The organism is Pseudomonas sp. efr-133-TYG-23 (assembly GCF_030209215.1).
GTDB classification, from domain to species: domain Bacteria; phylum Pseudomonadota; class Gammaproteobacteria; order Pseudomonadales; family Pseudomonadaceae; genus Aquipseudomonas; species Aquipseudomonas rhodesiae.
The window spans coordinates 247,856-270,616 of the sequence record NZ_JARVSL010000013.1 but is presented as its reverse complement, the minus strand read 5'-3'; the positions used below and the strand labels follow the sequence as shown (position 1 = coordinate 270,616).

The following is a 22,761-nucleotide window of genomic DNA, read 5'->3' as shown; positions in this document are numbered from 1 at the left end:
GACTGTACGCACAAGGCGAAAGGCCTGACCAGCGGATCAGAAAAGTCGCTCCTTGCCTTATGACTGACCGTACAGCGTACCGTGAAGTTCGGTTTAGGTGATATTGCGGCGCTATCAGTGCAGTGACGAACCTTGCTGAGTCAGCGCCGTTTGCACGCATTCGATCAGATGCTCAGTGCTCCATGGCTTGGGCAGGAAACGCACGGAACCGCCTAGCTCTTCAGCCATTTTTGTATTGCCCGAGGTTAGCAGCACCCGCACTGATGGCCAGCGATGGGCAACCACGCGGCTCAAGTCATAACCATTGAGCAGGCCAGGCATTTGTATGTCGCTGACAATCAGGTCCACGGGGTCGTCCTCGCGTTCCAGGTAAATCATCCCTTCATCCGCTGAGGGAAACGACGTCACAATCGCGCCGAAATCCTCCAGTACATCCACCATCAACGCCCGAATAATTTCGTCGTCTTCCAATACCAAAATCGATGGCTGAGCCATGATCCTTACTCCACCATCAGGGTTCAGTTAGGTGGAGTGGAACGCAGCGGTATAGGTTCGATTGGATGTGTCCCAGGCGATGGGTGGTCGTTCAGGGTGTCTAGGTTGCGTGTTTGCACCCGTGGCATTGCAGGCGGCGGTGATCCGGATGGAGATGCCAGGCATAATTCCCGCAACCGCCGATGTGGAGTCGCCCATGAAGTACGCCTTACTGACCCTCGCCCTGATTCTCAACACCGCCCCAGCCTTCGCCGCTGGCGATGCCGAAGCCGGCGGTAAGCTCTTCACCAAGACCTGCGGCGGCTGCCACAGCATCGGCGAAGGCGCGCGCGGCGGTTTCGGCCCGCAACTCAACGGCATCATCGACCGCCCCGCCGGCACCACCGAGGACTACCAGTATTCCGACGCGATGAAAAACTCCGGCGTGGTCTGGACCCGCGAAAAACTCGCCGCGTACATCGAAGACCCCAAGAAGGTAGTGAGCGGCACGCGGATGATCTTCTGGGGTATCAGCGATCAGGAGAAGATTGAAAATATCCTGGCGTATCTTGAGACGTTCCCGTCCAAGTAAGCGCTCTTTCGCCAGGCGATACTTCTGGCCGATTGATCACGTCAGCAGATGCTTGGAAATCAGCCGCGAGATTTCCACAATCGAGGTCTTCCCAGTGAACTCGAATTTCACTTTGCCCAGGGATGAAAAGTAAATCTCCAACTCCGAATCCAGGTCGAAGGTCCCGGACGTTTCCACCGAATACGCCACGATGTTTTTGTACGGCAGTGATGTGAAGTCCTTCTTGCTGCCGGTGATGCCTTGCACGTTTACCGCGATGATGCGTTTGGTGGTGAACACCACGCCGTCGCGCATGGCCTTGTAGGCGTCCACTACTTCTTCGCCATCGAGCAGCAAGGCCGAGACGCGTTCGGCGTATTCATTGTTTTGTTTGAGTTTGAAGAAGCCTTTGTTGTTGAAGTCGATCATGTAACGGTCCTTGTGGTCGGTCTGTGACGCCGCATAAGTTGACACTCATCGTGGTCAGGCTCGTTCCTTCAATGGAAGGTGTCACTGGATAGCTTTGAGGTAATGCTTGAGTGCGTCGAGCGGGGCATCGAGTTCCTCCAGGGTAGAGGCTTTTCGAGTGTCGGCGGCCAGTCTCTCCAGCTCACGCCCCAACACCGTCTCCGTTCCGCCCAACGCCTGCAGCGCCTGCATCACGCATTCATCGAGCTTACGTTGAATCAGGCGTAAGTCCCCTTGGCGCACCAGCAATCCAAACACTTCACGCTCATACGCGGCCATCGCCGGGTCGTCGCGCAATACCGGGCTGCCGCCGTCGGTTTCATGCACCAGTTTGAGTGCGAAGAGCGCAACAGCTTCCAGCGTCAATTCCATGGTAGGGCTTCCTCGGTGTGCGGGCGGAGCGCGATAATCACTGTTCTGCGGCTGAAAAAAAAGACTTCAAACGCTTGCACCTCAAGCTCTCCGCGGAACGATATTAATTAGCCATGTTCCAACCCGCCGTGCACAGCTCGCGCAGCCAGCCAATGGACCGGTGCGATGTTGAATCGGCACGTTTGACTCACTTACAGGGACGCAAGTACTTATGCAGCCATCCTCCACACCTGATTCATCCGCCACTGGCGATCTGATCGCGAGCTTTCGCCATGGCAAAGGTTTTCTCATTTTCAGCCTGATACTCGGCGTTGCGCTGTTGGCGCTCGCGGGATTTGTGCTGTATCTGGGTACGATCCTGCCGCCGGGTAATGAAGGGCCTATCGGTGTCACAACGTCCCGGGGCATGACGATTAACTTCAGCAGCGGGCAGTCGCTGATCAATCTCACCAGTGGCTTTCTGGCCATTCTTGGGCTGTGTGTATTCGGCCTTTACGCTTGGCATAAGAAATTGCGCAGTACCGCTTACGATGTGTACGAGCATGGCATCGCACGCATCAACCAAGGCCAGCGCGATTACACCCCGTTTATCGAGATCCAGGACTTGTATCTGTTCAGCTCCGGGCAAACGGTGATGACAGGCTTGATCACCAACCTGGCCTACCGTCGCACGGCCGCCGAGCCGTTTCATCGCGTGATTGAAAGCCTTAAGGGTTTTCAAAAATTCCAGCAATTGGTGCGCGAACTGCACGTCCGCGCGCGCATGCCGGAAGTGCTCAGTGTGCTGGAGTCGGGCGGGGCGGTGACGTTCAATTGCATCAGCTCCGGCCAAGTGTGGGGCAAGCGCATGAGCGGTAATTTCCTCAAAATCACCACGGCGCCCATCCTGGTGAGCGCTCAGTGCCTGGAATACCAGGGCCGTAAGGTGCCGATGTCGTCATTGCGCAGCGTCGACCTCAACGCCTGGAGCGAAAAAGTGGTGATCAAAGACGACAGCGGCCAACCGGTCCTGTCGACCATCGCCACCGGCATCCTGAGCCACGACCTGTTTCTGCATACGCTGGACACAGTGCTCACGGCTCAAACCCAAACGCGCGAGCTGGCGTGAACCGCTCGCGTAATCGTTGATTGTGCATAAAGGGATTAAACGATGATCTATCGCGGCGCAGGCTGGCTGACGCTGTTCACACCGGTGGCCATGATTTTGTTGCTGATGGTGTTGTGGCCCGACCCCAGCGTCAAGCCGGGCAACACCTCGTTGACGCAACTGCTGATGGGCGTGGGGATCGGCTCGGCCATCAACACGGTGCTGGGTTTTGTGCTGAATAGGGAAGTGCATGAAGATGGCGTGCGCCACCATTTCTTTTTCTTGCCCATGCAATGGCCGGCACTGGCGATCACACTGGTGTGCGTGGTGATTGCGCTGTTCAAGTAAGGTTACCGGCCGCCCGGCCAGGGCGGCCGGGTGTGTAATCGGGGGCCGACTACGACTTTTCCCTATGCCGCTTCAAACCTGGCTCCCACAGTGAACTGTGTTTCAGCTGAAAGAGGCGCTGAGCAATAAATCAGCAGAGTGCCCACTTTTCGACAGGCGAAAAAAAAGACCTTGAATTTCAAGGTCTTTTTTTAAGATGGTGCCCCGAGGGAGACTCGAACTCCCACTCCTTTCGAAAACGGATTTTGAATCCGCCGCGTCTACCAATTCCGCCATCAGGGCTCAATGGCGGCGAAGTATAGAGAGGTGATTACCGTTGGTCAATCACGTTTCATGGTCAATTTTGACTATTTCCGCTAGACTTCCCGGCCCTGCTAGACGAACCCCATCATGCGCGTTGCTGACTTTACTTTTGAGCTCCCTGATTCGCTGATCGCTCGCCACCCTTTGGCCGAGCGTCACGCCAGTCGACTGCTGACCCTGGACGGGCCAAGCGGTGCCCTCGCACACCGTCAATTCACTGATTTGCTTGAGCATTTACGCCCAGGCGATCTGATGGTGTTCAACAATACCCGGGTGATTCCGGCGCGGCTGTTTGGCCAGAAAGCCTCCGGCGGCAAGCTGGAAATTCTGGTGGAGCGGGTGCTGGACAGCCATCGCGTGCTGGCCCATGTGCGCTCCAGCAAATCGCCGAAACCGGGATCGAGCCTTCTTATCGATGGCGGTGGCGAAGCCGAGATGGTGGCGCGTCATGATGCGCTGTTCGAGCTGAAGTTCGCCGAAGAAGTCCTGCCGTTGCTGGAGCGCGTCGGCCATATGCCGTTGCCTCCTTATATCGACCGCCCGGATGAAGACGCTGACCGCGAACGCTATCAGACCGTGTATTCCCAGCGCCTGGGTGCGGTGGCCGCGCCTACGGCCGGGCTGCATTTCGACCAGCCGCTGCTGGAGGCGATTGCCGCCAAAGGCGTCGAGACCGCCTATGTGACCCTGCACGTGGGGGCCGGCACGTTTCAGCCGGTGCGTGTGGAGAACATCGAAGACCACCATATGCACAGCGAATGGCTGGAGGTTACTCAGGATGTGGTGGACGCGGTCAACGCGTGCAAGTCGCGCGGCGGGCGGGTGATTGCGGTGGGTACCACTAGCGTGCGCTCCCTGGAAAGCGCGGCGCGCGACGGCGTGCTCAAGCCGTTTAGCGGCGACACCGATATCTTCATTTACCCAGGCCGACCGTTCCACGTGGTCGATTGCCTGGTCACCAACTTCCATTTGCCGGAATCCACGCTGTTGATGCTGGTGTCGGCATTTGCCGGTTATCCCGAGACCATGGCCGCTTATCAAGCCGCCATCGAAAATGGATACCGTTTTTTCAGCTACGGTGATGCGATGTTCATCACCCGTAACCCGGCGCCGCGCGGCCCAGAGGAACAACTATGAGTCGTATGTCGTTTGAATTGCTGGCCACCGACGGTAAGGCCCGTCGCGGTCGCCTGACGTTCCCGCGCGGCACCGTGGAGACCCCGGCGTTCATGCCTGTCGGCACCTACGGCACCGTCAAGGGCATGCTGCCGCGCGATATCGTCGCCACCGGCGCCGAGATTATCCTCGGCAACACCTTCCACCTGTGGCTGCGCCCGGGCACGGAAGTGATCAAGAAGCATGGCGACCTGCATGACTTCATGAAGTGGCAGGGCCCGATCCTCACCGACTCCGGTGGTTTCCAGGTGTTCAGCCTGGGCGCCATGCGCAAGATCAAGGAGGAGGGCGTGACCTTCGCCTCGCCGGTGGATGGTTCCAAAGTGTTCATGGGCCCGGAAGAATCGATGCAGGTGCAGCGTGACCTGGGTTCGGACATCGTGATGATTTTCGACGAGTGCACGCCGTACCCGGCCGACGAAGACGTCGCGCGGGTGTCCATGGAGTTGTCGCTGCGTTGGGCCCAGCGTTCGAAAAACGCCCATGGCGATAACACTGCGGCGTTGTTCGGTATCGTCCAGGGCGGCATGCATGAAAGCCTGCGCAAGCGCTCGCTGGAAGGCCTCGACAAGATCGGCTTCGACGGCCTGGCCATCGGCGGTCTGTCGGTGGGCGAGCCCAAGCACGAGATGATCAAGGTGCTGGATTATCTGCCGGGCCTGATGCCGGCTGACAAACCTCGTTACCTTATGGGCGTTGGCAAACCGGAAGATCTCGTAGAGGGTGTGCGCCGCGGTGTGGACATGTTCGATTGCGTGATGCCAACCCGTAATGCCCGCAATGGGCATCTGTTCATCGATACAGGCGTGCTGAAGATCCGTAACGCGTTCCATCGCCATGATGATTCGCCGCTGGATCCCACCTGTGATTGCTACACCTGCCAGAACTTCTCCCGTGCTTATCTGCACCATCTGGACAAGTGCGGAGAAATGCTGGGTAGCATGTTGAATACCATCCACAATTTGCGTCATTACCAAGTCCTGATGGCTGGTTTGCGCGAGGCTATTCAACAGGGTACATTGGCCGCCTTCGTCGATGCCTTCTATGCCAAGCGCGGGCTCCCTGTGCCGCCCTTGGACTGAGTTTCCCGACCCTAAGATTCACTATTTGCAACTGGAGTGCTAAATGAGCTTTTTTATCTCTAACGCCATGGCCGACGCCGCTGCGCCTGCCGCTGCGGGCCCTATGGGCGGTGGTTTCGAGTGGATTTTCCTGGTCGGCTTCCTGGTCATCTTCTACCTGATGATCTGGCGTCCACAGGCCAAGCGCGCCAAAGAGCAGAAGAACCTGCTCAGCAGCCTGCAGAAAGGCGACGAAGTGGTCACCACTGGCGGTATCGCCGGCAAGATCACCAAGGTTTCCGATGCTTTCGTGGTGCTGGAAGTCTCCGACACCGTTGAAATGAAGTTCCAGAAGGGCGCCATCGCCGCCACGCTGCCTAAAGGCACGCTCAAAGCGATCTAAGTAACAACCTTTACCAATCGACGGGGCGCGCAAGGCGCCCCGCGTTATAAGCGGGCGGCGTGATGCTGAACAAATACCCTCTGTGGAAATACGTACTGATCCTGGCGGTGCTGGCGATCGGTTTTATTTATTCCGCTCCCAATCTCTATCCTGATGACCCGGCGATCCAGATCACTGGCGCCAGCACTTCGCTGCAGGTCAATCAGGCTGATCTGGACCGCGCGAGCAAGGCGCTCACCGACGCGGGTATCCAGGTCAAGGCGGCAACATTGGCGGCTGGTGCGAAGGGCGGCTTGTTGCGCCTGGCCAAGCAGGAAGACCAATTGCCGGCCAAGGATGTCGTGCGCAAGGCCATGGGTGACGACTATGTGGTCGCCTTGAACCTGGCGCAAACCACCCCGCAATGGCTGCGCAGCATTGGCGCGCACCCGATGAAGCTGGGTCTGGACTTGTCCGGTGGCGTGCACTTCCTGCTGGAAGTCGACATGGACAAAGCCCTCGACGCCCGCCTCAAGGTCTACGAAGGCGACGTGAAGAGCCTGCTGCGTAAAGAAAAGCTGCGTTATCGCAGCCTGCCGCAGCTCAACGGTGCCATCCAGCTGGGCTTCTCTGACGAAGCGTCCCGCGAACAGGCCCGTGCGCTGATCCGTAAGAACTTCAACGATTTCGACATCGTACCGGCCGACCTGAATGGTCAACCTGTACTGCGTCTGGCGATGAGCCCGGCCAAGATCGCGGAAATCCGCGAATACTCCATCAAGCAGAACTTGACCACGGTGCGTAACCGCGTCAACGAACTGGGTGTGGCCGAGCCGATCGTGCAGCGCCAGGGCGCCAACCGTATCGTGGTTGAGCTGCCGGGTGTGCAGGACACTGCTGAAGCCAAGCGTATCCTGGGCAAGACCGCCAACCTGGAATTCCGTTTGGCGGCTGAGCCGGGCGCTACCCGTGCTACTGCCGAAGAGTTCGAGTTCCGCGAAGGCAACCGTCCTCCGGCGCTGATCGAGCGTGGCTTGATCATCACCGGTGATCAGGTGACCGACGCCAAGGCCGGTTTTGGCGAGCACGGCACTCCTGAAGTGAATATCCGCCTGGATGGCCATGGCGGCGAACTGATGAGTCGCGCTACGCGCAGCAACGTCGGTCGCAGTATGGCGGTGATCTTCATCGAGCAACGCCCAATCACTACCTACACCAAGCAAATGGTCAACGGCGTCGAGAAAGACGTGCCGGTGCAGTCGTTCAAGGAAGAGAAGAAGATCATCAGTCTGGCGACCATTCAGTCGCCGCTGGGTGCTCAATTCCGCATCACCGGCCTGAACGGCCAGGGTGAATCGTCCGAACTGGCGCTGCTGCTGCGCGCCGGTGGCCTGGCCGCGCCGATGTACTTCGCCGAAGAACGTACCATTGGCCCGAGCCTGGGTGCGGACAACATCACCAAGGGTATCGATGCAGCCTTGTGGGGCATGCTTTTCGTATCGCTGTTCATCATCGCCATCTACCGCTTCTTCGGTGTCATCGCCACTGTGGCCCTGGCGGGCAACATGGTGATGCTGCTGGCTTTGATGTCGCTGCTGGGGGCAACGCTGACCCTGCCGGGTATCGCCGGTATCGTACTCACCATGGGTATGGCGGTGGATGCCAACGTGCTGATCTTCTCGCGAATTCGTGAAGAGATCGCCGCTGGCATGACGGTGCAGCGCGCAATCAACGAAGGCTTCGGCCGGGCATTTACCGCGATTCTCGACTCCAACCTGACCACATTGCTGGTCGGCGGGATTCTCTTTGCCATGGGCACCGGCCCGGTCAAAGGTTTTGCGGTGACCATGTCCCTCGGTATCTTTACCTCGATGTTCACGGCCATCATGGTGACCCGCGCAATGGTCAACCTGATCTTTGGCGGACGTGACTTCAAGAAGTTGTGGATTTAAGGGGCTGCCATGTTACGTACAATCAACTTCATGGGCGTTCGCAACATTGCGTTCGGCGCCACAGTGCTCCTTACCGTTCTGGCATTGTTCAGCTGGTTCCATAAGGGCCTGAACTACGGGCTGGACTTCACCGGCGGTACGCTCATCGAGCTGACCTACGAGAAGCCGGCCGACGTCACCCTGGTGCGCAACGAACTGGTCAAGGCCGGTTATCACGAAGCCGTGGTGCAGAACTTCGGCGCTACCACCGATCTGCTGGTGCGTATGCCTGGCGAAGACCCGCAACTGGGTCACCAGGTGGCCGAGGCTTTGCAGAAGGTCGGCGGCGATAACCCGGCGTCGGTCAAGCGCGTCGAGTTCGTGGGCCCGCAAGTGGGTGAAGAGCTGCGCGACCAGGGCGGCCTCGGCATGCTGATGGCGCTGGTCGGCATCATGATCTACCTGGCGTTCCGCTTTCAGTGGAAATTCGGCGTCGGCGCCATTGTGTCGCTGATCCATGACGTGATCGTAACCGTAGGCATCCTGGCTTACTTCCAGGTCACGTTCGACCTGACGGTGCTGGCGGCGGTGCTGGCGATCATTGGTTATTCGCTCAACGACACCATCGTGGTATTCGACCGGGTCCGCGAGAACTTCCGTGTACTGCGCAAGGCGACGTTGATCGAGAACATCAATATCTCCACCACCCAGACCCTGCTGCGGACCATGGCCACGTCGATCTCCACCTTGCTGGCGATCGCGGCGTTGATGATCTTCGGCGGCGACAACCTGTGGGGCTTCTCCCTGGCGCTGTTCATCGGCGTTCTGGCGGGCACCTACTCGTCGATCTACATCGCCAACGTGGTGTTGATCTGGCTGAACCTCAACAGCGAAGACCTGATTCCTCCGGCCATCACCGACAAGGAAGTCGACGATCGTCCTTGATGGGCGCTAGTTGATCGTTGTTACAAAGAAGGCACGAGTATTGAACTCGTGCCTTTTTTTTTGCTCCAAGGCTGGGTATAGCGCGGACCTTTCGGTCCGTTTGTGATGGTCAGGAGGTTCAACGTGAACAAGTCGTTACTGGTTGGTGCGGTATTGGGTGCTGTCGGTGTAACTGCCGGGGGTGCTGTCGCCACCTACAGCCTGGTAAAAAGCGGCCCTGAGTATGCGCAAGTACTGGCGGTGCAGCCGGTCAAGACCCAGATCAAAACCCCGCGTGAGGTCTGCAAGGACGTCACCGTGACCCGGCAGCGTCCGGTGCAGGATCAGCATCAAATCGCCGGTACCGTCGTCGGCGCCCTCGCAGGTGGCCTGCTGGGCAACCAGATCGGCGGCGGCAACGGTAAGAAACTGGCCACCGTGGCCGGTGCGGTCGGTGGTGGTTATGCCGGCAACAAGGTGCAGGAAGGTATGCAGAACCGCGATACCTACACCACCACGCAAACCCGTTGTAACACCGTCAACGACATCAGCGACAAGGTTGTCGGCTATGACGTGCGGTACACTTTGGATGGCAAGGAAGGTTCGGTGCGCATGGATCGTGATCCAGGCGGCCAGATTCCGGTCGATAAAGAAGGTCGTCTCATCCTGGGTCAGAATCAACAGTAATACCAGGAATGCACAGGCACAAAAAAAGCACCCCAGGGGTGCTTTTTTTGTGCTCGCTCGCTTAACGCTTCAGCGAGGCCGGCAGGTGCGGCTGGATCGCCGTCAGAACTGCCTTGAAGCATTTGGTGTTACCGGCAACGACATGGCCTTTTTCCAGGAAGTCGTGACCGCCGGTGAAGTCGCTCACCAGGCCGCCTGCTTCTTGAATCAGCAGTGCGCCTGCGGCCATGTCCCACTCGGACAGGCCCGACTCCCAGAAAGCGTCAAAACGACCGGCGGCAACGTAGGCCAGGTCCAGGCTGGCGGCGCCGGCGCGGCGGATGCCGGCGGTCTGGCCAACCAGGGCGCGGAACATGCCCAGGTAGTTTTCCAGGTTATCCATCTGGTCGTCGCGGAATGGGAAGCCAGTGCCCAGGAGAGCGCCGTCCAGGCTGGTGCGACCGCTGACGCGCAGGCGACGGCCATTGAGCTGGGCGCCACGGCCACGGCTGGCGGTGAATTCTTCCTGGCGAACCGGGTCGAGTACAACCGCATGTTCCAAACGGCCACGGTATTTGCAGGCAATGCTCACGGCAAAGTGCGGGATACCGCGCAGGAAGTTGGTGGTGCCATCCAGTGGGTCGATGATCCACAGGTAGTCTTCGCCTTCGCCGCTGCCTTTGTGCAAACCGGTTTCTTCGCCGAGTATGCCGTGGGTAGGGTAGGCCTTGCGCAGTGCGTCGATGATTTTCTGTTCGGCGGCGCGATCCACCTCGGATACATAATCCTTGGCGTCTTTTTCGTCGACCTTGATGGTATCCAGGCGCTCGATGGAGCGGAAGATCAATTCACTGGCGCTGCGGGCGGCGCGCAGCGCGATATTCAGCATGGGCTGCATGGATGTGTCACCTAAGGTTGTTAAAGAAAGCCGGGCATTCTAGCAGAAACTTTCTTCAGGTGAAGGACGACGTTCGCTTTCATGGCATAACCTTAGGCTGTTCTGTAAGATTTGCTCCCCTTTCCTGTGTCCGAGAGCGCCTCCCTTGCTGCAAAACATTCGTGTCGTCTTGGTCAATACCAGTCATCCCGGCAATATCGGTGGGGTGGCGCGAGCCATGAAAAACATGGGGCTGACGCGCCTGGTGCTGGTCGAGCCGCGTGTGTTCCCGCACCACGAGGCTGACGCGCGCGCGTCGGGCGCCAATGACATCCTTGAAAAGGCCCAGGTCGTCGCCACTTTGGAAGATGCCTTGGTCGGCTGCAACCTGGTGCTGGGCACCAGTGCCCGCGACCGTCGTATCCCGTGGCCATTGCTGGACCCGCGAGAGTGCGGGACCAAGGTGGTGGAGGAAGCGGCCGGCGGCGCTGAGATCGCCTTGGTATTTGGTCGTGAAGACTCCGGCCTGACCAACGAGGAGCTACAGCGATGTCACTTTCATGTGCACATTCCGTCAGATCCCGAGTTCAGTTCGCTGAACCTGGGGGCGGCGGTGCAGGTGTTGAGTTATGAAGTGCGCATGGCCTGGCTGGCCGCCGAAGGGCAGCCGAGCAAGGTCGAGAAGGATGAAGTGGCGTCCACTAAAAGTGGTGAGTTGGCCACCATGGACGAGCTGGAGCGATTCTATGAGCATCTGGAACATACTCTGGTGGCCATCGAATTCCTCGATCCTGAAAAACCGCGGCACTTGATGGCGCGCCTGCGCCGCCTGTACGGGCGCAGCTCGGTCAGCCGGGCGGAAATGAATATATTGCGTGGCATCCTCACGGAAACCCAGAAAGCGGCCCGTGGCGAACTCCTTAAACGGAAGGATTAAAAATGTTCGAGCGTTTGCGAGAAGATATCCAGAGTGTTTTTCACCGTGACCCGGCGGCGCGCAACGCCTTTGAAGTGCTGACCTGCTACCCGGGCATGCACGCGATCTGGATCCATCGTCTGTCCGGTGCACTGTGGAATATGGGCTGGAAATGGCTGGCGCGGCTGGTGTCGAATTTCGGTCGCTGGCTGACTGGGATTGAGATTCATCCGGGTGCCAAGGTGGGGCGGCGCTTCTTTATTGATCACGGCATGGGCATCGTTATTGGTGAAACCGCTGAGATCGGCGACGACGTAACGCTTTATCAAGGCGTGACCCTGGGCGGTACCAGTTGGAATAAAGGTAAGCGCCACCCTACGCTGGGCGATGGTGTGGTGGTCGGGGCGGGCGCCAAGGTGCTTGGTCCGTTCACGGTCGGCGCTGGTGCCAAGGTGGGCTCCAATGCTGTGGTGACCAAGGCGGTTCCGCCTGGCGCCACGGTGGTGGGCATTCCGGGGCGCATCATCGTCAAGCCGGAAGTCGGCGATGAGCAAGAGGCCAAGCGCAAGGCCATGGCCGAGAAAATCGGTTTCGATGCCTATGGCGTCAGCGAAGACATGCCCGACCCCGTGGCTCGCGCCATCGGGCAGTTGCTCGACCATCTGCAAGCGGTAGATGGAAAGTTGGATGGTATGTGCGGTGCACTGAAGGAGCTGGGTAGCACTTACTGTGCGAAAGATCTGCCTGAGCTGCGTGAAGAGGACTTCGCCGAAATCAAGGACGAAGCTGTCACGAAGGCCGGCTGAAGCCACCAAACCCCATGGGAGGGGCGAGCCCTCCCAGATTTTTGGCTCCATTGGTCTCGGAATTCCTGGTCGGTCCTGTTCTCGCTGTTCGATCCAACCCCATCCTGCTATGATTCGCGCGCCCTTTTTACGGGTAATCCTGACTAAAGTGCTAGGTCTTATAGTTGACTTAAATACTCGGGAATCGCATACTTGCTCCCATTCTGAAACACCTTGGTACTTGTCCATGAGACTGACTACAAAAGGCCGATACGCGGTGACTGCCATGCTCGACTTGGCCTTGCACGCGCAAACTGGGCCGGTGTCCCTGGCCGATATTTCCGAGCGTCAAGGCATTTCCCTGTCCTACCTTGAGCAACTGTTCGCCAAATTGCGCCGCAGTAATCTGGTCTCCAGTGTGCGTGGGCCGGGTGGTGGCTATCAATTGTCCCGCGACATGCAGGGCATTCAGGTAGCCCAGGTGATCGATGCGGTCAACGAATCGGTCGATGCCACAAAATGCCAGGGGTTGGGTGACTGCCATGCCGGCGATACCTGCCTTACACATCACTTGTGGTGTGATTTGAGCCTGCAGATCCATGAGTTTTTGAGTGGTATCAGCTTGGCTGATCTTGTGACTCGCCGTGAGGTGCAAGAAGTAGCCCAGCGTCAGGACCAGCGCCGTTGCAACACCAAGGCGCCGCGTCTGGACAAGATTGAAGCGTCCGCCGTCGAGTGACAGCCGCAGAGCTAACGGCACGCCAGCCAGCCTGATTTAGGAGAAAGTCCATGAAATTGCCGATTTACCTTGATTACTCAGCGACCACCCCGGTTGATCCGCGTGTCGCGCAAAAGATGAGCGAATGCCTGCTGGTTGACGGAAACTTCGGCAACCCGGCCTCCCGTTCCCACGTTTTCGGCTGGAAAGCCGAGGAAGCGGTTGAGAATGCTCGTCGCCAGGTTGCTGATCTGGTCGGTGCCGATCCGCGTGAAATTGTCTGGACCTCCGGTGCCACCGAGTCCGACAACCTGGCTATCAAGGGTGCCGCGCATTTCTACGCGACCAAGGGCAAGCACCTGATCACCACCAAGATTGAGCACAAGGCTGTCCTCGACACCATGCGCCAATTGGAGCGTGAAGGTTTCGAGGTGACTTATCTGGAGCCGACCACCGACGGCATCGTCACTCCGGCCATGATCGAAGCCGCGCTGCGTGAAGACACCATCCTGGTTTCCGTGATCCACGTTAACAACGAAATCGGCACCATCAATGACATCGCCGCGATCGGCGAGCTGACCCGCTCCAAGGGTGTGTTGCTGCACGTCGATGCGGCGCAGTCCACTGGCAAGGTCGATATCGATCTGTCGAAGCTGAAAGTCGATCTGATGTCGTTCTCTGCGCACAAGACTTACGGCCCCAAAGGCATTGGCGCGCTGTACGTGAGCCGCAAGCCGCGTGTGCGCATCGAAGCCACCATGCACGGCGGCGGTCACGAGCGCGGTATGCGTTCGGGCACCCTGGCGACCCACCAGATCGTCGGCATGGGTGAGGCATTCCGTGTAGCCAAGGAAGACATGGCTGCCGAAAACGTGCGCATCAAGGCGTTGAGCGATCGCTTCTTCAAACAGGTCGAGAACCTTGAAGAGCTGTACATCAACGGCAGCATGACCGCCCGCGTACCGCATAACCTGAATTTGAGCTTCAACTACGTCGAAGGCGAGTCGCTGATCATGGCGCTCAAGGATCTGGCGGTTTCCTCCGGTTCGGCCTGCACCTCGGCTTCCCTTGAGCCGTCCTACGTGTTGCGTGCCCTGGGCCGCAACGATGAACTGGCGCACAGCTCGATCCGCTTTACGTTTGGCCGTTTCACCACCGAAGAAGAAGTCGATTACGCCGCGCAGAAAGTCTGCGAAGCGGTCAACAAACTGCGTACCCTGTCGCCGCTGTGGGACATGTACAAAGACGGTGTCGACATTTCCAAAATCGAGTGGGCGGCACACTAACTATAGAAGCCGCCACCCCAGCTCTGTAGGAACGTGGCGGAAAACGCAGGCGTTTCTGCAGGGTTCCAGAGCGGCCCTGATGAGTGAGGATTCAGTACCATGGCTTACAGTGAAAAGGTCATCGACCATTACGAAAACCCGCGCAACGTCGGCAAGATGGACGCGCAAGACCCGGATGTCGGCACCGGCATGGTCGGCGCTCCCGCGTGCGGCGATGTGATGCGCCTGCAGATCAAGGTCAACGACGCTGGCGTGATTGAAGACGCTAAGTTCAAGACCTACGGTTGCGGTTCGGCCATCGCCTCCAGCTCCCTGGCGACCGAATGGATGAAAGGCAAGACCCTGGATGAAGCTGTCACCATCAGCAACACCCAGCTGGCTGAAGAGCTGGCCCTGCCGCCCGTGAAAATCCACTGCTCCGTACTCGCTGAAGACGCCATCAAGGCCGCCGTTCGCGACTACAAGCAGAAGAAAGGCTTGATCTAAGCATTTGGCGACGAGTAAGGAGTCAACGATGGCTATCAGCATGACAGAAGCGGCTGCGCGGCACGTGCGACGCTCCCTGGATGGGCGCGGTAAAGGTGAGGGGATTCGTCTGGGTGTTCGCACCACAGGCTGTTCCGGCCTTGCCTACGTGCTGGAGTTTGTCGACGAGGTAGTGGCGGAAGATAAGGTGTTCGAGAGTCACGGCGAGAAAGTGATCATCGATCCGAAAAGCCTGACCTACCTGGACGGCACCGAACTCGATTTCGTCAAGGAAGGGTTGAACGAAGGCTTCAAGTTCAACAACCCCAACGTTCGCGGTGAATGTGGCTGCGGCGAAAGCTTCAACATCTGAGGCTATTCGTGGGCACTCCTTGTCATTTCGCTTTATTCGATTTGCAGCCGAGCTTTCGGCTCGATCTTGAGCAGCTTGCCACGCGCTACCGAGAGTTGGCGCGTGGGGTGCATCCGGACCGCTTTGCCGACGCTTCCGAGCGTGAGCAGCGCCTGGCGCTGGAGCAATCGGCCAGCCTCAACGAAGCCTATCAGACCCTCAAGAGTCCGCCGAAACGCGCACGCTACCTGCTCGCGATGAACGGGGGCGAGTTGCCGTTGGAAGTCACCGTGCATGACCCCGACTTCCTGATGCAGCAGATGCAGTGGCGCGAGGAGCTGGAAGACTTGCAGGACGACGCCGATCTGGCGGGCGTCGCGGTCTTCAAGCGACGCCTGAAAACGGCCCAGGATGAGCTCAACGAAAGCTTCGCAGCCTGTTGGGATGATGCAGCGCAACGCGAACAGGCCGAACGCCTGATGCGGCGCATGCAGTTTCTCGACAAGCTCTCCTACGAAGTGCGCCAGCTAGAAGAGCGCCTCGACGATTAACCCAGTGCTGCCCCGTTGCACGCCTGATAGACAGATAAGACCTGATTACCATGGCTCTACTGCAGATCGCCGAACCCGGCCAAAGCCCACAACCGCACCAGCGACGCCTGGCGGTGGGGATTGACCTGGGCACCACCAATTCCCTGGTCGCTGCCTTGCGCAGCGGCCTGGCTGAGCCATTGCCCGATGCCGATGGCCAGGTGATCCTGCCGTCCGCCGTGCGTTACCACGCTGACAGCGTCGAAGTAGGCGAATCAGCCAGGCTCGCGGCCTCGGCCGACCCGCTCAACACGGTGCTGTCTGTTAAACGCCTGATGGGCCGTGGGCTATCCGACGTCAAGCAATTGGGCGATCAACTGCCGTATCGCTTTGTTGGCGGCGAGTCCCATATGCCGTTTATCGACACCGTCCAGGGCCCAAAAAGCCCGGTGGAAGTGTCGGCGGAAATTCTCAAGGTGCTGCGCTTGCGCGCGGAAACCACCCTGGGTGGCGAGCTGGTTGGCGCGGTGATTACCGTGCCCGCGTACTTCGATGACGCACAGCGCCAAGCCACCAAGGACGCGGCGAAGCTCGCTGGTCTGAATGTGCTGCGTTTGCTCAATGAGCCGACTGCGGCCGCAGTAGCCTATGGCCTGGACCAGCACGCCGAAGGCCTGGTTGCCATTTATGACCTGGGTGGCGGCACCTTTGATATCTCCATCCTGCGCCTGACCGGCGGTGTGTTCGAAGTGCTGGCCACCGGCGGCGATAGTGCCCTGGGCGGTGATGACTTCGATCACGCTATCGCGGGTTGGATCATCAGCGGCGCGGGCTTGTCCGCCGATCTCGATCCGGGCGCGCAGCGCAACCTGCTACAAACTGCCTGTGCGGCGAAAGAGGCGTTGACTGACGCCGCGTCCGTTGAAGTTTCCTACGGCGACTGGTCGGCTCAACTGACTCGCGAGACCTTCGATGCGCTGATCGAGCCGATGGTTGCCCGCAGCCTCAAGGCATGCCGCCGTGCCGTGCGCGACTCCGGTATCGAGCTGGAAGAAGTAGGGGCTGTGGTGATGGTCGGTGGCTCCACCCGTGTGCCGCGCGTGCGAGAGGCCGTGGCTGAGGCGTTTGGTCGTCAGCCGTTGACTGAAATCGACCCGGATCAGGTAGTTGCCATCGGTGCAGCCATCCAGGCCGATACTTTGGCCGGTAACAAGCGCGATGGCGGCGAATTGCTGTTACTCGACGTGATTCCGTTGTCGCTGGGTCTGGAAACCATGGGCGGCCTGATGGAGAAGGTGATTCCACGTAACACCACCATCCCCGTTGCCCGTGCCCAAGATTTCACCACGTACAAAGACGGCCAAACGGCCATGATGATTCATGTGCTGCAAGGCGAGCGCGAGCTGATCAGTGACTGCCGCTCCCTGGCGCGCTTCGAACTGCGCGGCATTCCGGCGATGGTTGCCGGTGCGGCGAAGATTCGCGTGACGTTCCAGGTCGACGCCGATGGATTGCTCAATGTGGCCGCGCGCGAACTGGGCTCGGGTGTTGAAGCCAGCATCCAGGTCAAGCCGTCCTACGGCCTGACCGACGGCGAAATCGCCAAAATGCTCAAGGATTCGTTCCAGCACGCCAGTGACGACAAGGTCGCCCGGGTGCTACGCGAACAGCAAGTGGACGCCCAGCGTCTGCTTGAGGCGGTGCAGGGCGCCCTGGATGTCGATGGCGAGCGCCTGCTGGACGCTGAAGAACGCATGGTCATTGACTTGCAGATGCAGGAATTGGCCGAACTGATGAAAGGTAACGATGGTTATGCCATCGAACAGCAGACCAAGCGCCTGTCGCAAGTCACCGATGCCTTTGCCGCCCGCCGTATGGATCAGACGGTTAAAGCCGCGCTGGCGGGCCGCAACCTGAATGAAATTGAGGAATAACTGATGCCGCAGGTCACTTTTCTACCGCACGCCGAGCATTGCCCGGATGGCATGGTCGTGCAGGCTGAGACCGGCAAGTCCCTTCTTGAAGTTGCCCATGACCACCATATCGAGATCGAAAGTGCCTGTGGTGGCGTGAACGCCTGTACCACCTGCCACTGCATCATTCGTAAAGGTTTTGATAGCCTCAACGAGGCCGACGATCTGGAAGAAGACTTTCTTGACAGGGCGTGGGGCCTTGAGCCGACATCGCGCCTGAGTTGTCAGGCGAAAGTGGGAACTGAAGATCTCACTGTGGAAATCCCGAAATATTCGCTCAACCATGCGGCCGAAGCGCCGCATTGATTCAAGGAAATGTCATGAGCCTGAAATGGGTTGATGTACAAGAAATCGCTATACAACTTGCTGAAGCTCACCCTGAGGTCAATCCTCTAACGGTCAACTTCGTCAAGTTGCGTAATTTGGTATTGGAGCTGCCTGACTTTGACGACGTCCCGGACCGGGGCGGCGAAAAGGTTCTGGAGGCGATTCAAGGCCTGTGGATCGAAGAAGCAGACTGAACCGCCTTTTTACGCAGTTAGGCAATACCCAATAACCCGCGTATAATTCGCGGGTTTAATTTTTCGTAAATTACCGTTTCTGGAGTTACACCATGGCTGTTCAACGTACTTTCTCCATCATCAAGCCTGACGCTGTTGCAAAAAACGTCATCGGCGAGATCACCACTCGTTTCGAAAAAGCCGGCCTGAAGGTGGTAGCTTCGAAACTCAAGCAACTGTCCAAAGCTGAAGCTGAAGGCTTTTACGCTGAGCACAAAGAGCGTGGTTTCTTCGGTGACCTGGTTGCTTTCATGATCTCCGGTCCTGTTGTCGTTCAGGTGCTGGAAGGCGAAAACGCTATCGCTCTGAACCGTGAGCTGATGGGCGCTACCAACCCTAAAGAAGCCGCTGCCGGCACCATCCGTGCCGATTTCGCTGAATCCATCGACGCCAACGCTGTACACGGTTCGGACTCCGAAGCCGCTGCCGCTCGCGAAATCTCGTACTTCTTCGCAGCTACTGAAGTAACCACTCGCTAAGCATCGGCTTAAGAGTGAAGGTGAATCCATGACTACATCGACTGTAAAAACCAACCTGCTGGGTCTGACTCAACAGGAAATGGAAAAATTCTTCGACTCAATCGGGGAGAAGCGTTTCCGTGCCGGTCAGGTAATGAAGTGGATTCACCACTTTGGCGTCGACGATTTCGACGCCATGACGAACGTCAGCAAAGCCTTGCGCGACAAGCTCAAGGCCATTGCTGAGGTCCGTGGTCCCGAAGTGGTCAGCGAGGACATTTCCAGCGACGGCACCCGTAAGTGGGTGGTGCGTGTGGCGTCCGGCAGCTGCGTCGAGACCGTTTACATTCCCCAGGGCAAGCGCGGCACATTGTGCGTTTCGTCCCAGGCAGGCTGTGCCCTGGATTGCAGTTTCTGCTCCACCGGCAAGCAAGGCTTCAATAGCAACCTCACGGCCGCCGAAGTCATCGGCCAGGTGTGGATTGCCAACAAATCCTTTGGCAGCGTCCCGGCAACCGTCGACCGTGCCATCACCAACGTGGTGATGATGGGCATGGGTGAGCCGCTGCTGAACTTCGACAACGTCGTTTCGGCCATGCACCTGATGATGGACGACCTGGGCTACGGCATCTCCAAGCGCCGTGTGACCCTCTCGACCTCCGGCGTGGTGCCGATGATCGATGAGCTGTCCAAGCACATCGACGTCTCCCTGGCGTTGTCGCTGCACGCACCCAATGACGCATTGCGTAACCAATTGGTGCCGATCAACAAGAAGTATCCGCTTAAGATGCTGCTCGAATCTTGCCAGCGCTACATGTCGTCCCTGGGCGAAAAGCGCGTGCTGACCATCGAGTACACCTTGCTCAAAGACATCAACGACAAGGTCGAACACGCGGTCGAGATGATCGAGTTGCTCAAGAACATCCCATGCAAGATCAACCTGATTCCGTTTAACCCGTTTCCCCATTCTGGCTACGAGCGGCCGAGCAACAACGCCATTCGTCGTTTCCAGGATCTACTGCACCAGGCCGGCTTCAATGTCACCGTACGCACCACCCGTGGTGAAGACATCGACGCCGCCTGTGGCCAATTGGTAGGACAGGTGCTGGATCGCACCCGTCGCAGCGAACGTTATATTGCGGTGCGCGAACTGAGCGCCGCCGACGATATGCCGCAAAGCGCTGTGAATCGAACCTGAGAGAGGATCTCTATGCCCTTGCGCCTTGCGCTGCTTCTGCTGATTACCGGTCTTGCCGGGTGTGTTTCATCGGGCCATGAGCACCCTTTGCAAACCGGCAAGGGCCGTGACGAAGCGCGAGTCGCTTATGTTCAGTTAGGGTTGGGCTATTTGCAGCAGGGCATGAGCGAACAGGCCAAGGTACCGTTGAAAAAGGCCCTTGAGCTGGACGGCGATGATGCCGATGCTAACGCAGCGTTGGCGCTGGTCTTTCAAGCCCAGGCCGAGCCGGAACTGGCTGACGGTTATTTCAAGAAGGCCCTGGCTGCCCGTCCTGACGACCCACGGTTGCTGAACAACTACGGTAGCTTCCTGTTCGCGCAGAAACGATATGACCAGGCCGCCGATTATTTCCAACGAGCAAGCGTTGATACCCTCTACCCTGAGCGCTCGCGGGTATTCGAAAATCTCGGGGTTAATGCGGTGCGCCTCGGCCAGCGTGAAGACGCCCGCCGGCATCTGGAAAAGGCTCTGCATTTGAACGCTCGCCAGCCGCGTGCCTTGCTCGAAATGGCTGAGTTGTCTTATGAAGACAGGCATTATGTGCCGGCCCGCGACTATTACGAACGTTTTAGCCTGCTCAGCGGGCAAAATGCACGTAGTCTATTGCTCGGCGTGCGCCTGGCGACGGTTCATGAAGAACGCGACACGGCCGCACGGTTTGGCCAGCAACTCGAACGACTCTATCCCGGTACCCCGGAATATCAGCAATACCTGTCGGAGCAATGATGAAAGCGGCGCACCCGGAAGTTGTAGCAGCTAATCGCGTAAACCCAGGCGAGACCTTGCGTCAAGCCCGCGAAAGCAATGGTTGGTCGCTGGCGGAAGTGGCCCTCAAGCTCAATTTGACCACTACGTCCCTGGCTAACCTTGAAGCAGGCGCGTTCGACAAGTTACCTGGGCATACCTTCGCCCGTGGCTATATCCGCGCTTATGCCAAATTGCTGGGTATCGACCAGGCCGTATTGGTTCAGGAGTTCGACCAGTACACCGGCACCGACTCCCAAGGCAGCAGCGTGCATGGGCTGGGACGTATTGAAGAGCCGGTACGCGTTTCTCACACTATTTTGCGAATTGTCAGCCTTTTGCTGCTGATCGCCGTGATTGGCGGCGGTTTTGTCTGGTGGCAAGACCAGACCTCCCAGCGCACCAAGGACATGACCAGTAACGCCATGGAGCATGTCGAAGTCGAAAGCGCCGATGGCACCACCCAGATTCATCCGTTGGATGAGCCGGAAGACCAGGCCGTTGTCGAGGGGCAGACCACACCTGAGGCGCCACTGGCCACTGAGCAGCCGCTCGCATCGGAAACCGCGCCGGCTGCGACCGCGCCTGCGGCCCCCGCAACACCGGCTGCGCCTGCCGCTCAAGCCCATGTGCCTGCCGTGCCCGCACAGGCTCCAGCGACCACCGCCCCGGCTGCTCCGGCCACCCCGGCGATTTCGCCGCCCACCACGCCTGCGTTGATTGCCGGTGACGGGCGCGTACAGATCACTTTCATCGCTGATTGCTGGACGCAGCTCACCGATGGCAATGGCAAAGTGCTGTTTAGCGGTCTCAAGCGCAAGGGCGATACGCTGGACCAGGGCGGCAAGCCTCCTTTGACGCTGCGTCTGGGCTACGCCCGAGGCGCACAAGTGGCCTATAACGGCCAGCCTGTGGACGTGGCGCCGTTCACCAGTGGCGAGACCGCTCGCCTCAAGTTGGGACAATAGTCATGCACGGCGAATCTCCAATCAAACGTCGCGTATCGCGCAAGATCTGGGTCGGCTCGGTGCCGGTGGGCGGCGATGCTCCCATCGCGGTGCAGAGCATGACCAACAGCGACACCAATGATGTGGCCGCAACCGTTGCCCAGATCAATCGCCTGGAAGCTGCCGGTGTGGACATCGTGCGGGTGTCCGTGCCGGACATGGATGCCGCTGAGGCATTCGGTCGTATCAAGCAATTGGTCAAAGTGCCGTTGGTGGCCGACATTCACTTCGACTACCGCATAGCCTTGCGCGTTGCGGAGCTGGGTGTGGACTGCCTGCGCATCAACCCGGGCAACATTGGTCGCGAAGACCGCGTGCGTGCGGTGGTGGATGCCGCGCGTGATCGTGGGATCCCTATCCGTATCGGCGTCAACGCCGGTTCCCTGGAAAAAGACCTGCAAAAAAAATACGGCGAGCCAACCCCGGCGGCGCTGGTTGAGTCGGCGTTGCGCCACGTTGAACATCTGGAGCGCCTGAATTTCCAGGACTTCAAGGTCAGCGTAAAAGCCTCCGATGTGTTCATGGCGGTAGAAGCCTACCGTTTATTGGCCAAGGAAATCGTGCAGCCGCTGCACCTGGGTATCACCGAAGCGGGCGGTTTGCGCTCAGGCACAGTGAAATCTGCGGTGGGTCTCGGTATGCTGCTCGCCGAAGGGATTGGCGATACCATCCGCATCTCCTTGGCGGCAGACCCGGTAGAGGAAGTGAAAGTCGGCTACGACATTCTCAAATCCCTGCATTTGCGTTCCCGAGGCATCAACTTCATCGCCTGCCCGAGCTGCTCGCGGCAGAATTTCGACGTGGTGAAAACCATGAACGATCTGGAAGGGCGCCTCGAAGATCTGCTGGTACCGCTGGATGTCGCGGTGATCGGTTGTGTGGTCAACGGGCCGGGTGAAGCCAAGGAAGCCCATATTGGCTTGACCGGCGGTACACCGAACCTGATTTACATCGACGGCAAACCGTCGCAGAAGTTGACGAATGACAATCTGGTGGATGAGCTTGAACGGCTGATCCGCGAGAAAGCGGCCGAGAAGGTCGCGGCTGACGCAGCGCTGATCGCACGCGGCTAAGAACGAATTTAAGG

At 58.6% G+C, this 22,761-nt stretch carries 28 protein-coding genes and 1 tRNA gene; 24 read left to right on the top strand and 5 right to left on the bottom strand.

The annotated features are described in order from the left end of the window. Window positions 1–114 precede the first annotated feature (114 nt). Window positions 115–495, bottom strand: coding sequence for a response regulator (locus QRN41_RS09005; protein WP_034100478.1), 381 nt, complete (start codon window positions 493–495; stop codon window positions 115–117). 196 nt (window positions 496–691) lie between these two features. Here QRN41_RS09005 and QRN41_RS09000 point away from each other — a divergent pair, with 196 nt between their 5' ends. Beyond that, window positions 692–1,066, top strand: coding sequence for a c-type cytochrome (locus tag QRN41_RS09000; RefSeq protein WP_034100476.1), 375 nt, complete (start codon window positions 692–694; stop codon window positions 1,064–1,066). A 36-nt stretch (window positions 1,067–1,102) separates the two neighbouring features. On the opposite strand, the gene QRN41_RS08995 is transcribed toward QRN41_RS09000, so the two are convergent. Together QRN41_RS08995 and QRN41_RS08990 are read right to left on the bottom strand one after the other, a co-directional pair. Continuing rightward, window positions 1,103–1,474, bottom strand: a complete 372-nt coding sequence (locus tag QRN41_RS08995) for a PH domain-containing protein (RefSeq protein ID WP_015885780.1) — start codon at window positions 1,472–1,474, stop codon at window positions 1,103–1,105. Between the two features lie 81 nt (window positions 1,475–1,555). Beyond that, window positions 1,556–1,885, bottom strand: a complete 330-nt coding sequence (locus QRN41_RS08990; protein WP_034100472.1) for a hypothetical protein — start codon at window positions 1,883–1,885, stop codon at window positions 1,556–1,558. Between the two features lie 211 nt (window positions 1,886–2,096). Here QRN41_RS08990 and QRN41_RS08985 point away from each other — a divergent pair, with 211 nt between their 5' ends. Together QRN41_RS08985 and QRN41_RS08980 are read left to right on the top strand one after the other, a co-directional pair. After that, entirely contained in the window at window positions 2,097–2,993 is an 897-nt protein-coding gene (locus QRN41_RS08985) for a hypothetical protein (RefSeq protein WP_167416617.1), read from the top strand. A 42-nt stretch (window positions 2,994–3,035) separates the two neighbouring features. Then, window positions 3,036–3,320 carry a hypothetical protein gene (locus tag QRN41_RS08980; protein WP_034115041.1) on the top strand — a complete coding sequence of 95 codons (285 nt, stop codon included), beginning with the start codon at window positions 3,036–3,038 and terminating at the stop codon, window positions 3,318–3,320. A 197-nt stretch (window positions 3,321–3,517) separates the two neighbouring features. Here the strand turns inward: QRN41_RS08980 and QRN41_RS08975 are convergent. Then, window positions 3,518–3,602, bottom strand: a tRNA-Leu gene (locus tag QRN41_RS08975). Between the two features lie 108 nt (window positions 3,603–3,710). Here QRN41_RS08975 and queA point away from each other — a divergent pair. From queA to QRN41_RS08945, 6 genes are all read left to right on the top strand, one after another. Beyond that, window positions 3,711–4,760 (top strand): tRNA preQ1(34) S-adenosylmethionine ribosyltransferase-isomerase QueA, encoded by a 1,050-nt coding sequence (queA, locus tag QRN41_RS08970; RefSeq protein ID WP_034100452.1) that lies wholly within the window; start codon window positions 3,711–3,713, stop codon window positions 4,758–4,760. A 5-nt stretch (window positions 4,761–4,765) separates the two neighbouring features. Further along, a complete protein-coding gene (tgt, locus tag QRN41_RS08965) occupies window positions 4,766–5,881 on the top strand; it encodes a tRNA guanosine(34) transglycosylase Tgt (protein ID WP_010565220.1) in 1,116 nt (371 codons plus the stop codon). 43 nt (window positions 5,882–5,924) lie between these two features. Next, complete coding sequence (gene yajC, locus QRN41_RS08960; RefSeq protein WP_010565221.1) at window positions 5,925–6,263, top strand: preprotein translocase subunit YajC; 339 nt, start codon at window positions 5,925–5,927, stop codon at window positions 6,261–6,263. A gap of 62 nt (window positions 6,264–6,325) precedes the next feature. Next, complete coding sequence (gene secD, locus QRN41_RS08955) at window positions 6,326–8,194, top strand: protein translocase subunit SecD (protein ID WP_034139236.1); 1,869 nt, start codon at window positions 6,326–6,328, stop codon at window positions 8,192–8,194. 9 nt (window positions 8,195–8,203) lie between these two features. Continuing rightward, on the top strand, window positions 8,204–9,118 hold the full coding sequence (secF, locus tag QRN41_RS08950) for a protein translocase subunit SecF (RefSeq protein ID WP_034115036.1): 915 nt from the start codon (window positions 8,204–8,206) through the stop codon (window positions 9,116–9,118). Between the two features lie 123 nt (window positions 9,119–9,241). Further along, window positions 9,242–9,784: a glycine zipper 2TM domain-containing protein gene (locus tag QRN41_RS08945; protein ID WP_017530025.1), complete on the top strand. Its 543-nt coding sequence runs from the start codon at window positions 9,242–9,244 to the stop codon at window positions 9,782–9,784. A 61-nt stretch (window positions 9,785–9,845) separates the two neighbouring features. Here the strand turns inward: QRN41_RS08945 and suhB are convergent, their stop codons facing one another. Next, window positions 9,846–10,661 (bottom strand): type III secretion system regulator SuhB, encoded by an 816-nt coding sequence (gene suhB / locus QRN41_RS08940; RefSeq protein WP_003175971.1) that lies wholly within the window; start codon window positions 10,659–10,661, stop codon window positions 9,846–9,848. A gap of 145 nt (window positions 10,662–10,806) precedes the next feature. Here suhB and trmJ point away from each other — a divergent pair, with 145 nt between their 5' ends. From trmJ to ispG, 15 genes are all read left to right on the top strand, one after another. Next, window positions 10,807–11,577: a tRNA (cytosine(32)/uridine(32)-2'-O)-methyltransferase TrmJ gene (trmJ, locus tag QRN41_RS08935; RefSeq protein ID WP_034100444.1), complete on the top strand. Its 771-nt coding sequence runs from the start codon at window positions 10,807–10,809 to the stop codon at window positions 11,575–11,577. A gap of 2 nt (window positions 11,578–11,579) precedes the next feature. Next, window positions 11,580–12,362, top strand: a complete 783-nt coding sequence (gene cysE, locus QRN41_RS08930) for a serine O-acetyltransferase (RefSeq protein WP_034100442.1) — start codon at window positions 11,580–11,582, stop codon at window positions 12,360–12,362. Window positions 12,363–12,588: 226 nt separating this feature from the next. Next, window positions 12,589–13,080, top strand: coding sequence for a Fe-S cluster assembly transcriptional regulator IscR (gene iscR, locus QRN41_RS08925; RefSeq protein ID WP_003194020.1), 492 nt, complete (start codon window positions 12,589–12,591; stop codon window positions 13,078–13,080). Window positions 13,081–13,130: 50 nt separating this feature from the next. After that, window positions 13,131–14,345 carry an IscS subfamily cysteine desulfurase gene (locus QRN41_RS08920; RefSeq protein ID WP_034100439.1) on the top strand — a complete coding sequence of 405 codons (1,215 nt, stop codon included), beginning with the start codon at window positions 13,131–13,133 and terminating at the stop codon, window positions 14,343–14,345. A 99-nt stretch (window positions 14,346–14,444) separates the two neighbouring features. Continuing rightward, window positions 14,445–14,831 (top strand): Fe-S cluster assembly scaffold IscU, encoded by a 387-nt coding sequence (gene iscU / locus QRN41_RS08915; protein WP_034100437.1) that lies wholly within the window; start codon window positions 14,445–14,447, stop codon window positions 14,829–14,831. A 28-nt stretch (window positions 14,832–14,859) separates the two neighbouring features. Next, complete coding sequence (iscA, locus tag QRN41_RS08910; RefSeq protein ID WP_034139234.1) at window positions 14,860–15,183, top strand: iron-sulfur cluster assembly protein IscA; 324 nt, start codon at window positions 14,860–14,862, stop codon at window positions 15,181–15,183. Window positions 15,184–15,191: 8 nt separating this feature from the next. Beyond that, the gene (gene hscB, locus QRN41_RS08905) at window positions 15,192–15,713 is read left to right on the top strand and encodes a co-chaperone HscB (protein WP_167416618.1); all 522 of its coding nucleotides are present in this window, start codon (window positions 15,192–15,194) and stop codon (window positions 15,711–15,713) included. Between the two features lie 50 nt (window positions 15,714–15,763). Then, a complete protein-coding gene (gene hscA / locus QRN41_RS08900; protein WP_167416619.1) occupies window positions 15,764–17,626 on the top strand; it encodes a Fe-S protein assembly chaperone HscA in 1,863 nt (620 codons plus the stop codon). A 3-nt stretch (window positions 17,627–17,629) separates the two neighbouring features. After that, the gene (fdx, locus tag QRN41_RS08895; RefSeq protein WP_167416620.1) at window positions 17,630–17,971 is read left to right on the top strand and encodes an ISC system 2Fe-2S type ferredoxin; all 342 of its coding nucleotides are present in this window, start codon (window positions 17,630–17,632) and stop codon (window positions 17,969–17,971) included. Between the two features lie 14 nt (window positions 17,972–17,985). After that, window positions 17,986–18,186 carry a Fe-S cluster assembly protein IscX gene (iscX, locus tag QRN41_RS08890; protein WP_034100428.1) on the top strand — a complete coding sequence of 67 codons (201 nt, stop codon included), beginning with the start codon at window positions 17,986–17,988 and terminating at the stop codon, window positions 18,184–18,186. Window positions 18,187–18,278: 92 nt separating this feature from the next. Then, window positions 18,279–18,704 carry a nucleoside-diphosphate kinase gene (gene ndk / locus QRN41_RS08885; RefSeq protein WP_034100426.1) on the top strand — a complete coding sequence of 142 codons (426 nt, stop codon included), beginning with the start codon at window positions 18,279–18,281 and terminating at the stop codon, window positions 18,702–18,704. A 28-nt stretch (window positions 18,705–18,732) separates the two neighbouring features. Beyond that, on the top strand, window positions 18,733–19,881 hold the full coding sequence (gene rlmN, locus QRN41_RS08880; protein ID WP_094065503.1) for a dual-specificity RNA methyltransferase RlmN: 1,149 nt from the start codon (window positions 18,733–18,735) through the stop codon (window positions 19,879–19,881). A 12-nt stretch (window positions 19,882–19,893) separates the two neighbouring features. After that, window positions 19,894–20,649: a type IV pilus biogenesis/stability protein PilW gene (gene pilW / locus QRN41_RS08875; RefSeq protein ID WP_167416621.1), complete on the top strand. Its 756-nt coding sequence runs from the start codon at window positions 19,894–19,896 to the stop codon at window positions 20,647–20,649. Continuing rightward, entirely contained in the window at window positions 20,649–21,635 is a 987-nt protein-coding gene (locus QRN41_RS08870) for a RodZ domain-containing protein (protein ID WP_034139227.1), read from the top strand. Before pilW ends, QRN41_RS08870 begins: the two co-directional genes overlap by 1 nt. Before the next feature lie 2 nt (window positions 21,636–21,637). Next, on the top strand, window positions 21,638–22,747 hold the full coding sequence (gene ispG, locus QRN41_RS08865; protein ID WP_034100419.1) for a flavodoxin-dependent (E)-4-hydroxy-3-methylbut-2-enyl-diphosphate synthase: 1,110 nt from the start codon (window positions 21,638–21,640) through the stop codon (window positions 22,745–22,747). Window positions 22,748–22,761: the final 14 nt, after the last annotated feature.